At 44.1% G+C, this 13,682-nt stretch carries 8 protein-coding genes; 4 read left to right on the forward strand and 4 right to left on the reverse strand.

Annotation, left to right across the window (positions count from 1 at the left end):
• The first annotated feature begins 256 nt into the window (after positions 1 to 256).
• Both rne and K6Y31_RS10605 read left to right on the forward strand, forming a co-directional pair.
• Positions 257 to 3,304: a ribonuclease E gene (gene rne, locus K6Y31_RS10600; protein WP_233052752.1), complete on the forward strand. Its 3,048-nt coding sequence runs from the start codon at positions 257 to 259 to the stop codon at positions 3,302 to 3,304.
• Between the two features lie 109 nt (positions 3,305 to 3,413).
• Positions 3,414 to 4,985 (forward strand): SulP family inorganic anion transporter, encoded by a 1,572-nt coding sequence (locus K6Y31_RS10605; RefSeq protein WP_233052753.1) that lies wholly within the window; start codon positions 3,414 to 3,416, stop codon positions 4,983 to 4,985.
• Positions 4,986 to 5,056: 71 nt separating this feature from the next.
• On the opposite strand, the gene K6Y31_RS10610 is transcribed toward K6Y31_RS10605, so the two are convergent.
• Positions 5,057 to 5,515 carry a YaiI/YqxD family protein gene (locus K6Y31_RS10610; protein ID WP_233052754.1) on the reverse strand — a complete coding sequence of 153 codons (459 nt, stop codon included), beginning with the start codon at positions 5,513 to 5,515 and terminating at the stop codon, positions 5,057 to 5,059.
• A 118-nt stretch (positions 5,516 to 5,633) separates the two neighbouring features.
• Between K6Y31_RS10610 and K6Y31_RS10615 the strand changes: the two genes are divergently transcribed.
• Complete coding sequence (locus K6Y31_RS10615; RefSeq protein ID WP_233052755.1) at positions 5,634 to 8,363, forward strand: ATP-binding protein; 2,730 nt, start codon at positions 5,634 to 5,636, stop codon at positions 8,361 to 8,363.
• Between the two features lie 126 nt (positions 8,364 to 8,489).
• A complete protein-coding gene (locus K6Y31_RS10620) occupies positions 8,490 to 10,169 on the forward strand; it encodes an NAD-dependent malic enzyme (RefSeq protein ID WP_233052756.1) in 1,680 nt (559 codons plus the stop codon).
• Between the two features lie 84 nt (positions 10,170 to 10,253).
• Here K6Y31_RS10620 and K6Y31_RS10625 read toward each other — a convergent pair whose 3' ends face one another.
• The 3 genes from K6Y31_RS10625 to udk all read right to left on the reverse strand — a co-directional run bounded on the left by K6Y31_RS10625 (position 10,254) and on the right by udk (position 13,428).
• On the reverse strand, positions 10,254 to 10,733 hold the full coding sequence (locus K6Y31_RS10625; protein ID WP_233052801.1) for a low molecular weight protein-tyrosine-phosphatase: 480 nt from the start codon (positions 10,731 to 10,733) through the stop codon (positions 10,254 to 10,256).
• 17 nt (positions 10,734 to 10,750) lie between these two features.
• Complete coding sequence (locus K6Y31_RS10630) at positions 10,751 to 12,670, reverse strand: AsmA family protein (RefSeq protein WP_233052757.1); 1,920 nt, start codon at positions 12,668 to 12,670, stop codon at positions 10,751 to 10,753.
• A 113-nt stretch (positions 12,671 to 12,783) separates the two neighbouring features.
• Positions 12,784 to 13,428, reverse strand: a complete 645-nt coding sequence (udk, locus tag K6Y31_RS10635) for a uridine kinase (protein WP_233052758.1) — start codon at positions 13,426 to 13,428, stop codon at positions 12,784 to 12,786.
• Positions 13,429 to 13,682 lie beyond the last annotated feature (254 nt).

Consider the following 13,682-nt stretch of genomic DNA (forward strand, 5'->3'; position numbering starts at 1 on the left):
GTAAAAATCAAAAAAAATACAGGCTGAAAGAATTTTAAGTAGTAATGAAACAGCTGTAACAGCGTCGCATTCCGAGAAGAGAACGAGCCTGCTAGGCAAAACAGCATAAAACCACTATAAAACAGTCAAAAGGTTTTATGTCGCCGAAACAGCGCCCCATGCATTCCAACCGTGAGGTTGCATCCATGCTAACGACCCGGGGCCAAGCAGCCAAAGGGTGCGATGATTTATGACACCGAATTTAATAGAGTAAAAGATGAAAAGAATGTTAATTAACGCAACTCAAGCAGAAGAGTTGCGCGTTGCCCTAGTTGATGGGCAAACTTTGTATGATTTAGATATAGAAAGCCCTGGACACGATCAAAAGAAAGCCAACATCTATAAAGGTAAAATCACCCGCATTGAACCGAGTTTAGAAGCAGCATTCGTTGAATATGGTGCAGAACGTCATGGTTTCCTTCCACTAAAAGAAATTGCCAAAAATTACTTCCCAAAAGACTACTCTTACAAAGGTCGTCCTAATATTCGTGAAGTATTAAAAGAAAACCAAGAAGTCATCATTCAAGTTGATAAAGAAGAGCGCGGCAATAAAGGCGCTGCGCTTACTACTTTTATCAGCTTAGCGGGTTCATATTTGGTATTAATGCCAAATAACCCTCGTGCAGGGGGGATTTCTCGCCGCATTGAAGGCGATGAACGCACTCAACTAAAAGAAGCGCTAAGCAATATCACCCTGCCTGATGGCATGGGTTTAATTGTGCGCACAGCAGGTGTTGGCAAATCAGCTGAAGAACTTGAGCATGATTTGAAAATGTTGATCAACCACTGGTCACACATTACTGAAGAGTCAGATAAACGCGCCGCGCCTTGTCTATTACACCGTGAATCAAACGTCATTGTACGTGCAATCCGTGACTATCTACGACGTGATATTGGCGAGATTCTGATTGACCACGCGAAGACTTATGAACTAGCTAAACAGCACATTGCCATGGTTCGCCCTGACTTTTTAAGTCGCGTGAAATTCTATCAGTTAGAGTCACCGATGTTCACTCACTACCAAGTAGAAAGCCAAATTCAATCTGCTTTCCAACGTGAAGTGCGCTTACCTTCAGGTGGCTCAATTGTTATTGACCCAACCGAAGCCTTAACGTCAATTGATATTAACTCAGCGCGCTCTACCCGCGGCGGAGATATTGAAGAAACGGCGCTGAATACCAACCTTGAAGCTGCAGACGAAATTGCCCGTCAATTACGTCTACGTGACTTAGGTGGTTTAGTGGTGATCGACTTTATTGATATGTCACCAGTGCGCCATCAACGTGAAGTTGAAAACCGCATGCGCGACGCAGTACGTCAAGACCGTGCTCGCGTACAACTTGGTCGTATCTCACGCTTTGGTTTGATGGAAATGTCGCGCCAACGCCTGCGTCCGTCATTAGGTGAATCCGCTTCTCACGTTTGTCCTCGCTGTAATGGCCAAGGCACCATTCGTGATAATGAATCACTGGCTCTGGCCATTCTTCGCCTGATTGAAGAAGAAGCGATTAAAGAAAACACAGTACAAATTCAAGCCATGGTGCCTGTTGCCGTAGCAGCTTATTTGCTGAATGAAAAACGTCGCGCGGTGGCCAAAATTGAAAAACGCCACAATGTTGAAGTATACATTATTCCAAATGAAAACCTGCAATCCCCACACTTTGAAGTTTCTCGTTTGCGTAAGAACGATGAAGTTGAAGTGATTGATTACAACAGTTTAGAGCGCACCGCTGAAGTATATCAACCGGGTCAAATCAGCTCGCATCGCTCAACTGAAGAGCCCGCTGTGCACGGCTTTGTAACCAACAATGAGCCAACAAGCGTCGCAGCTAAGCCAGTTGCAACTGCTGCTAAAGTTGTGCCTCAAGCGCCTTCATTATTTAGCCGTTTATGCAAAACCGTTGGTGATTTCTTTGCACCCGCAGAGCCTGCGGTAGAAGAGCAAGCACCGACAAAAGAAAATAAAGCACAACAAGAAGATAAACCACAACGCTCACGCCGTAACAACGACTCACGTCGTCGTGGCCGCCGCAATGAAAGTTCCTCAGAGCGTAACACCTCTGAGCGTAATAATGCTGAGCGCGGTAATAACGAGCGCACAGAACGAAGCGAACGTCCAAAGCGTCGTGCTAAGGCGAAGACTGAACAGGTTGATAGCGAAAACCAAGCACAACAAGCTAAAGCCGAACGTCAAGACAAGCCACAGCGTCAACGCCAAGAGCGCCCTGAAGGCAAAGAGCAAGTGGTTGCTGAGCGTCGTCAACGCCGTAACATGCGTAAGAAAGTACGTGTGAAACAAGAATCCTCTGATACAGCTGAGACCTCGACCGAGCAAGTGAATGTTGAGGCGGTACAAACGACAACGCAACCAGAGAAAAAACCACGTCGTAAACCGATTAAGAAAAAGCAGATAGAAGATCAAGCGCTAGCTGCTAAAACGTCGGTTACAGAACAAGCAGCTGAAACTGCCAATGAAGCTGTTAATACAGAAGCACCAGCAGTAGAAGCACCGCAAAGTGGTGAAGAGGTATCACATGACACTTCATCACAAGCGGTCGTTGAATCTGCAACGGAAACAACCGAGGTAGAAAAAACAGAAGATGAAGGTAAGCGCTCTCGTCGTACACCTCGCCATCTTCGTACTGGTAACTACCGTCGTAAACGCTTTAGTGACCAACGTGAACAAGCAGAGCAAGCTGAAGCAAGTACCGATACACCCGTTGTTACCACAACAGATGACCCAGTTGTTTCTCGTTACCCTGAGCAAACGGAACAGGATCAACAAGCACCCGTTGAAGCTAAAGCGGTTGAAGCTAAGTCTGTTGAAATTGCGGATGTTGAATCGACACCAGCCGTTTCAACACAACAGCCTATTGCTCAGGCCGTCGCAGAGAAAGTAACGACAGCAAGCAACGCTAACGTTGACGTTACACCTGAGCCTGTCGCTCAAGATAGCCAAGAGCAACCGGTTGCAGTAGCAACGCCTGCTCCTATCGTAGAAGAGACAGTCGCTCCTGTTGTCACCGAAACCGAGCCAACAGCGGCGCCAGTAGCAAAAACTGCACCCGTTAGGCCTGTTATCTTAGCCAAAGGCCACGCCACATCAGGTATGACTAAGCCAAACTTTGCACCTTCGAATGCAGCTAAAGTAGAAACGCGTATTGCCGCTAATCGAGCGTCTATTACAAAATCCGTTAAGCAAGCTGGCAGCATAAATGCTTCAAGCAGTGCGAGTAGCGAGATGAGTCGACCACAGCAGTCATAAGATGCGCTGTTAACGTAAAACTAAAAAGACCGCATTAGGCGGTCTTTTTTCATCTAAAATCTGGTTGATATGAAATTAACCTCACCCTCAGAAAAAGAAGATTTACAGCATGTTTGAGTTTCCCAAATTTACTAAGGTCAGCGTGAAAAACGACGTTTTGTCTGGCCTTACCGTTGCCCTCGCCCTTGTCCCTGAGGCGGTAGCTTTTGCCTTTGTCGCTGGTGTCGACCCGATGATTGGCCTTTATGCTGCCTTTATGGTGGGGTTAATTACTGCGGTTTTTGGCGGTCGACCTGGAATGATTTCCGGTGCTACTGGCGCAATGGCTGTGGTGATGGTGTCACTCGTTGCTAGCCACGGCGTTCAATATCTATTTGCTGCGGTTTTGTTGACTGGCTTGCTGCAAATTTTAGCAGGCATATTTCGCCTCGGTAAATTTATCCGCATTGTCCCGCATTCGGTGATGATTGGCTTTGTTAATGGCTTAGCAATTGTTATTTTCTTGGCCCAGTTTGGTCAATTTAAAGAAAAAATTGGCGTCGATGAAAATGGCGACAACATCTACCAATGGCTAGCGACTGAACAGCTCAGTATTATGATCGCTCTGATTATCCTTACTATGGCCATTATTCATTTCTTACCTAAGCTCACCACGGCGGTGCCTTCATCACTGGTGGCCATTACCTCAGTCACATTAATTGCTATTGGTTTAGACCTAGATACCCGTAACGTACAAGATTACCTGATCAACATGACAGGTGATATCAATGCAACTGTACAAGGTTCATTGCCGAGTTTCGCATTACCAGAGGTGCCGTTATCTTGGGAAACCTTACAAATCATATTGCCCTATTCACTGATCTTAGCGGCGGTGGGGTTAATTGAATCCTTACTCACATTAACTGTGATCGATGAAATGACAGATACCCACGGCAACAGCAACAAAGAATGTGTGGCGCAAGGTGTTGCGAACATGACAAATGGCGTGTTTGGCGGCATGGGCGGTTGTGCCATGATCGGTCAGTCGATGATCAACATTAATTCCGGTGGTCGTGGCCGTTTATCAGGTATTACAGCTGCGTTAGGTTTACTTGCCTTTATCCTGTTTGCGTCAAGTGTAATTGAAGTAGTGCCGCTGGCCGCCTTAGTCGGCGTGATGTTCATTGTGGTATTAGGCACTTTTGAATGGGCTTCTTTTAAAGTGATGCGTAAAGTGCCAAAGCACGATGCCTTTGTAATTGTACTAGTCACCGTTGTGACAGTATTAACCGACTTGGCTATCGCGGTATTTGTTGGCGTAATTGTGTCAGCGTTGGTGTTTGCTTGGCAACACGCGAAACACATCTATGCTGATAGCTCACAACCTGATACGGAACATAAAGTTTACCAACTACATGGCCCACTGTTTTTTGGCTCAGTAAGTCACTTCTTAGCACTGTTTGATGTGAAAAATGATCCGAAAGATGTGATCATCGATTTTGCTGGTTCTCGCGTGGTAGACCACTCCGCACTAGAAGCGATTGATACCCTCGCCGAGCGCTACATCAATCAAGGTAAAACATTGCACCTTAAGCACTTAAGCCCAGAATGTCGTCAGTTACTCACCCGTGCTGGTGATCTAGTAGAGGTAAATATGATTGAAGATCCAAATTATAAAGTCATGACCGATAGCTTAGGCTAATCTAGCTCGCGCTCAGGTATTTATACATCTGAGCGCTTTTTAACTTCCGAACTCTCAAAAGCACTTCAAGCTTATTTCTTGCCTCTCTGATACTGGCTAATCAATTTATCTAGCCCGTTAGCGAAAGTCATTTTATCTTTATTATTTAACGGCGCCGGTCCGCCCGACTGCACCCCGCTACTTCGCAATGTGTCCATAAAGTCGCGTATATTTAAGCGTTGGCGAATATTCTCTTTCGTAAGCAACTCTCCTCGAGGGCTAAGTACCCAAGCACCTTTACTAATCACTTCATCTGCCAACGGAATATCTGCCGTGATCACAATATCGCCCTTATTAACACGCTCAACGATTTCGTCATCTGCCACATCAAAACCTGAAGCAACACGCAGAGTATGCAAATACGGTGAAGGGGGGGTTGCCATATTAGCATTAGCCACCAAGGTAGTATGAAGACAAGCTCTTTGCGCGGCACGAAAAATTATCTCTTTAATTACCACCGGACAAGCATCAGCATCAACCCAAATATTCATTTATCACTCCAAACACTTTTCTCTATTAAAATATATGGTTACCTACATGCTTTATGCACTTTTCTCATCTATCATTGATTGAATTGTTGCTATTTTTCATCAAAATGAGGGGCCTGAATTGGTTTCCATCTCTATCTATTCGCGCAATATTGTACTATACCTCGCCCTTTGCCTGAGTTATTTCTTCTGTGGCGTATTACTTGCGGATTTCTTTTCTCAGTCACAAGTCGTGCCTGTTTGGTTGCCCGCTGGTATTGCCTTATATGGCTGTTATGTTTGGCGTTGGCGGTTTCTACCTGCCGTCTTTATCGCATCAATGAGTTTTAATCTGTATAGCCACTTTCCACTTGCGCTATCAGACGTCACTATCGATTTAATGCTTGAAGTGGGCATGATCGCATCGGGGGCAACACTACAAGCTCTGGTCGGCTCCAGCTTACTCATTTATTGGATTGGTAGCCCGCTTAACTGCCGCTCTGATGTTAAAGTAATTGCCTTTATCGTGATTGTCGGCCTACTGACAAATCTTATTTCTAGTAATATTGGCGTTTATGCGCTGAGCTTATTTAGCCCTAATTATGATTTTTCTAATCATTGGCGTAACGTTTTAAACTGGTGGTTAGGTGATTCGTTGGGCGTATTGATCGCCACCCCTTTGCTGCTTTCTTTACTGCATTTAAATCGTCTTGATAGTCAAACTAAAAAGTCACGCAGCTTGATCTTACTGGCTGCCACCGTGCTGTTTATTTCTGCTTCATTTACCACTTTGTTTTTTGTCCACAACAGCCAGCAAAGTGCTTATATGCTAGCTAAAAAAGAAATTCGGGTACTTGAAAACAGCTTATATCGACAGTTCAACAACAGTTTAGCGACAATACAAACCCTATCCAGTTACTTGCAAAATACGGATCATATCAGCCATCATGAATTTAATCGGTTTGCCAGTAAGCTCTTCGAACAACAACCAGGTATTAAGGCGCTATCTTGGAATCTCTTGGTGCCCTCTTCAAGTAAAGCTGAAATAGAACAACGAATCAGCAGTTACTATAAACGGGATATCAACATTTACGGCGAACCACTGCAACCTGATGATCCGATAGTCGTAATAGGATTAATTTACCCAGAGCAGGGGAATGAAGCAGCCATAGGCTTCAATGTTTACTCAAATCCTGCTCGTAAGTCGGTTCTCAATAGTGATTTATTGCCTTATCGCCCGATTGCCACACCAATTATTCAACTGGTTCAGTCTGTTAACCCTGAGCCCGGCTATTTATTATTCGCGCCTGTTTACCAGCACAATTCAAGTGATGATAGCCACGCGCCCAATGGTTATGCGACTGGTGTGTTCTTGGTTCAACCGATGATCGAGCATGCCTTTAATGAGACTCACTCGTCGATCTTTAATTATCAACTTTATGAAAAAGATGCAGATGAGCCTTTTATTGAGCATAACGAAGGGCCAGCCTTCAACCTTGTCGATTCCCCCCTGCCACATGTCATTATCTTTAATGTGGCAGGACAAACCTGGCATCTTAATTTGGCAATAAAATCTAGCTTTATTCAACAGTACCAAAACCAATGGTCACAACTTCTGTTAGTGATACAGCTGATCATCATTGCCTTTGTCATGTTATTACTTTTATTGATGAATAATCGTCGGCATAGTCTTGATTTAATGGTGAAAGCACGCACATTTGAATTAGAAAAAGCCAAACAAGACTCAGATAACGCCAATCAGGCGAAAAGTCGTTTTCTTGCTCATATGAGTCACGAAATTCGCACCCCGTTGAATGCCGTAATAGGTTTTACCCAATTGGCCGAATTAAGTGATGATAAAGAAGAAATCAAAGTCTATCTCGTTAAAACACAAAAATCCTCTACTGCCTTACTTAGTATTGTTAACGACATCTTAGATATTGCTAAAATTGAAGCCGATAAACTTGAGCTCGAATCCATACCTTTTGATTTACAGGCAATTTTATCGCGAATATCGACACTGTTTGAACCTAATGCCATCAATAAGACATTAACCTGGGACGTCATTAATCATGTTACAACTGAGCAGTGGTTTATCGGAGACCCATTGCGAATAGAGCAAATATTAATGAACCTGTGCTCTAATGCGTTTAAATTTACCAACCAAGGATACATTGAATTATCTGCCAAGTTGACGCCCTACCAAAACCATCCATCAGCACTGACAATTTGTGTCAAAGACAGTGGTATTGGCATATCCCAAGAACAGCAAATTCACTTATTTGAAGCCTTTACACAAGCAGACTCATCGACATCTCGTCGCTTTGGCGGTACCGGGTTAGGCTTAGCCATCAGCAAGCGCTTAACCGAGTTAATGCATGGGCAACTTAACATCAAAAGTGATGTTGGTAAGGGTACCTGCTTTTGCTTAACGCTACCCTTAGCGACTTGTGAACCGCAGTCTTTAGGTAATGTTGTTCAAACGCGGTCTGCGTCCCTAGCGCACTTAGCCGTGCTTGTTGCTGAGGATAACTTAGTCAATCAAATGGTCATCAAAGGCATGCTCAACAATATGGGTATTGAGCCAGTGATTGTGTCCGATGGCCAGCAAGCCGTCGATGCTGTCAAACAGCGGGCCTTTGATATCGTACTGATGGACTGCCAAATGCCTATATTAGATGGCTATGAGGCGACAAAAGTTATCCGTCAGAACCTAGAATTTTTAAATTTGCCTATTGTTGCGCTAACAGCAGATGTGATGCAAGACGAGAAGATATATGCGATAGAAGTTGGTTTCAGTGCGCACATTGCCAAACCCATTGATATCGACATACTCAAGGCAACGTTAAGCCAATTTGGCAGAAAAAATTAGCACCGCTAGCATGCGCCATGCTAGCGCCCTCAATTTATACAATTAGCGGTTGTAAATGCTTGGTTATTCGGCACAATAAATAACCAAGTGACAGACCTCTTTTATTCATTACTTTGAGCCCTATCTATGCCATTTCAACGCCCGTTATACATTCCCTTTGCTGGCCCTGCATTGTTGGAAACATCTTTACTCAATAAAGGCAGTGCATTCTCTCAAGAAGAGCGCGACAGTTTTAATTTAACCGGCTTATTGCCACATAATATTGAGACTATTGAAGAGCAAGCAGCCAGAGCATATCAACAGTTTTCGTCTTTTAAATCCGACTTAGACAAGCACATTTATTTACGCAACATTCAAGATACCAATGAAACCCTGTTTCATCGTCTCATTGATCATCATCTTGAAGAGATCATGCCGCTGATTTATACCCCCACTGTTGGTCTTGCATGTCAGAAGTTTTCAAAAATTTATCGCCGTAAACGGGGTCTATTCATCTCTTACCCTGAGCGCGACAAGATAGACGATATGCTGCAAAATGCGACCAAGCAAAATGTAAAAGTGATCGTCGTAACGGATGGCGAGCGGATCTTAGGTCTTGGCGACCAAGGCATTGGTGGTATGGGCATTCCGATCGGAAAACTAGCGCTATACACTGCTTGTGGTGGCATTAGCCCCGCTTATTGTTTGCCCATCGTACTGGATGTCGGCACCAACAATACGCAATTGCTCGGCGACCCTATGTATATGGGCTGGCGTAATCCACGCATTGATGGTGAACAATACGCAGAATTTGTTGACGAGTTTATTCAAGCTGTGAAACGTCGCTGGCCAGAAGTGTTATTGCAATTTGAAGATTTTGCGCAAGCTAACGCCACCCCATTGCTGCAAAAATACCGTAACCAGTTATGTTGTTTTAACGATGATATTCAAGGCACTGCGGCAGTGTCAGTCGGCACCTTAATTGCCGCATGCCAAAACAAAGGACAAAAGCTCAGTGAGCAAAACATCGCCTTTCTTGGCGCAGGCTCAGCAGGTTGTGGCATCGCCGAGCACATAGTAAAACAAATGCAACGTGAAGGGATCTCTGAACAACAAGCAAGGTCGCAAGTATTTATGGTAGATAGATATGGTCTATTAACGGATGACATGCCTAATCTACAAGGCTTCCAACAGCCTTTAGTACAAGCGCAAACTCGGATTGCTAACTGGTCGACCCCTGCGCCATTAGGATTACAGCAAGTAGTGGAGCAAGGCAAGATCACCGTATTAATCGGCGTCAGTGGTCAGCCGGGCCTATTTACACAAGAAATCATTGAACAACTTTGTATTAACACACCGCAACCGATTGTTTTACCTTTATCCAATCCCACCTCACGCGTTGAGGGCACGCCATCTGATATTATTAACTGGAGCCAAGGTAAAGCAATCGTAGCGACGGGCAGTCCGTTCCCGCCGGTGGTATACCAAGAACAAACCATCGAAATATCGCAATGTAATAACAGCTATATTTTCCCCGGCATTGGTTTAGGTGTATTGGCGGTTGCAGCTAAGTCGATCAGTGACAATATGCTAATGGCGGCCAGTCAAGCATTAGCGGATGCGTCAATGGCTTACCAAGAAACGGATGGGTTATTGCCACCGTTAGCAGAAATTCAAACCGTTAGTAAAAAAATTGCTAAGGCGGTTGCCATGCAAGCCATTGAGGATGGGTTAGCTTTGCCTGTTGCAGAAGAAGTATTAGATCAAGAGCTTGTAAATCAATTTTGGCGACCTGAATATCGCCAATACCGACGCACTTCGTTTTAATTTTATAACACCAAGCCTGCCTTATTGGCTGGCTTGGTGTTATTAAGTGCACTCAATTTTTGCAGCAGTAAGCTATTGAACTTATTAGCTCACTACCGTTTGCGAAGTAGCAAGCCGCAGCTGATCAAGCAAGCTATCACTGGCTTGCTCAATCAAATCAATCACCTTGTTAAAGCCCCCGGCTCCGCCGTAATAAGGATCAGGGATTTCTGCTTCATCACCGTTGGCATAACTTAAAAACAAGACTAGTTTTTGCTGATGCTGAACCGGACAAATGGCTTTTAAGTCTCTTAAATTTTGCTTATCCGCAGCAAGGATCAGATCAAAATCTGTAAAATCGTTCGCGGTGATCTTACGCGAGTAAATGCCAGTAAACTGATATCCCCTCCCTTCACCAGCAATCACACTGCGACTATCTGGGCCTTCACCCGCATGTGCCGCAATCGTTCCCGCAGAGTCAATAATCAAATCTAACCCTCGCTGTTTTGCCTTATGCCGTAACACCGCTTCGCCTGTTGGCGAGCGGCATATATTGCCTAAACAAACGACTAAGATTTTTTTAATCATGAATGCCTCACGTATTAGTCAAACAAGCCTTTAAGTGGCAATTTTTTCAGTAATTCTTTCGTACCTTCATCTTTAATTTTTTCATCGATAGCTTGATCAAGCTTTTCTTTTAATTTGTCGCCATGCTGCTTCATCTCTTGCTTAAGTAATGCTTCCATGTCTAATGCAAAAGCCGGCGCTTGCCAAGAGCCTGTTATTTTTAATGGCACCTTAATGCCAGTCAACTCATCTTCTGACTTACCGCCTTGCCCTTTCAACGTGCCTACCACAGCAACATCAACAAGAAAGTTCAAGCTTTCATTGATCAAGTTAGTTTGACCTTTACCGTTCACTCGTAGTGCCGGCGAATCCATTTTAATATCTTGCGTGCGAGCGACCCCTTGAGCAATTTGAAAGCTGCCTGTTAGCGCGGAAAAATCTGTTTTCTTTTCCGCAACGTCATCAACACTTTGCCCTTTTAATTGCGCTTTACCTTTACGCACCATTTGCGCAATATTAATGCCGTGCAACGCGCCGTCAGTAAACTTAAGCTTGGCTTCTCCGGCCAGACTTTTTCTGATTTGAGGATCCGTTAGTCCTGTACCAGTGAGATTAATACTAGCATTCATCGCGCCCGCCAATTTGTCCATTTCTGCAACCGCCGTCATTAATGGTCGCACTTGCACTCCGGTCAAATTTTGTTGCACCTTAAACGTGGGTACTTTGGTTTTACCATTAAGGGTTAGATTGCCATTGAGTTGGCCTTGATAAAGCTGCGCTTGAATACCAGACAACTGCGCGATGCCTTGGCTAATTTTAGCTTTCATCTTAACCTGTTCAATTTGCGCATTTGACACCAACACTTTACCGATGGATAAATCGCCCAATAAATCAATCGCGGACAAAATTGACAGATCTGTTGATGCTTGCGACTTGCCTTGATCATTACCAGCAGCACTTTTTTCAGTGACCGTAGGCTGCGCTGCTGCAGGCTTATCTGAGGTAGTAAATTGCGTAAGCAAATTATCAACATCAAGTTGCTTAGCCGAAAGATTAAAACGTATTCTTGGGATCTTAGCCTGCTGCAGCGACGCACTACCAGTTAACTCATGCGCAAAAGCGTTTAACCTGAGTTGGCTGATGGTGGCTAAATTCTTATTTAGCTCATAGCGCATATCAGCATCCACTAGAAAAGTCTGCTCACCACTTGGAATGGCGTCTCCTGCTAACTCCGCCTTGGTTTTCATGGTAGTGATATCCAATACATCAAGCTTAGCGTTAACTTGTAGGTTAAAACTACTTTCAAATCTTGCCACCAAGCCTTGTGCCGCATAGTCAGCTGAAGCCGTTACAGGGATCGCTTTTTCTAACGCAATGTCTGAAGTACTAAAGTCGATATTTGATACTAGCTGCTGCTTTTTACTGGCTTCATCACGCAATAAAAGCTGGCCCTGCTCGATGTTGATCCCGGCAACACTGATAATAAAATCAGGCTTTACAGTCGACTCTGTTGTCTCTTCTGGCTGCTTTTTAACGGGTTTTTTTTCATTTTGCTTAGTGATGCCTTGGCTAAATTCATCTAAATTCGTTTCACCATTGGCTTTGGTCAAAATATTAATTTTGACGCCCGATAACGTCACTTGGCCTACTTGGATTTTTCTATCGAACAAAGGTTTAACCGCCAAGTCCATGCTCGCACTTTTGAACTCAACCAAGTTTTGCTCCGAATAACCGGCAACGTTACGCAGTTCAGTTTGTCCCAAGGTAAAGCCTAAACTGGGGAAAAACCGCCACGACAGATCGCCTGACACCACTAAATCGGCGCCAGTGGCCGACTTAACCTGTTCAGACAGCATCGCTTTAACCCGGTCGGTGTCAACTAAACTGGTGATGGTAACGATAGAAATGATAATCAAGAGTACGATGGCCACGAAGGCATAGAGGAGTTTTTTCATGATGGTCCTTTTCAATCTAGCTAGTTGAATTGAAAGCAGTTAACCGCCCTCTGACACTCCTCTTAAAACGCCCACCAATGTGGGCAAGAATCTAAGTGCAAAGATGACGCTTATTAATTTTTCAAAAATTGGCGGATACGAGCTGTTAATAAATCAATAGCAATCACATTTTTACCGCCGCGAGGCACTATGATATCAGCATATTGTTTCGATGGTTCAATGAATTGCATAAACATTGGCCGCACTGTTGCTTGATACTGTGCCAACACGGATTCCATTGATCGTCCTCGCTCGGCAACGTCTCTTTTCAAACGGCGAATGAGGCAAATATCCAGTGGCGTATCCATAAACACACTGGTGTGCATCAATTCACGTAATTCCGGTACATTCAATAATAGAATACCTTCAAGGATGATGACTTTTTTTGGCTTAAACTCTGTCGTTTCTGCCATACGCGTATGCTCGGTATAGGAATAATTAGGCAGTTCAACGGCATGGCCCGCTTTGAGCGCGGTCAAATGCTTAACCAATAATTCATGCTCCATGGCATTAGGGTGATCATAATTGGTTAACACCCGCTCCTCCATCGGCAAATGAGTTTGATCTCGATAGTATCTGTCCTCTGAGATCACGCCTATTTCTTGTGAGCTAAAGTCTTTTCTTAATTTTCGATAAATAGTTTGCGCTATTAGGCTTTTACCTGAGGCTGACGCACCAGCAATGGCAATAACAACGGCTTCATTTTGATGACTAGACATGGGAGCTCATTATATGGTTAAGGTAATAAAAAATTTCTCTTTATTATAGAAAGTTAGATCTGTTTGGGGCAAGTCAAGTTTAAAGCAGCTTCTACTGCTATTTAACCCTCCTCGCCCCACATATACCCAAGTTACCTCAAGATGCTTGTTCAGCGAGAATTTGTAGGCTGTTAGGCGCGACGCTGATTTGAGACATAGTTATTCTACGTTAAAAATCAGCAACAAAGCATAACAGCCTACAAAACTCGCCCTTT

Origin of the sequence: Motilimonas cestriensis, from assembly GCF_021295315.1 — a bacterium.
Lineage (GTDB): Bacteria > Pseudomonadota > Gammaproteobacteria > Enterobacterales > CBDFNC01 > Motilimonas > Motilimonas cestriensis.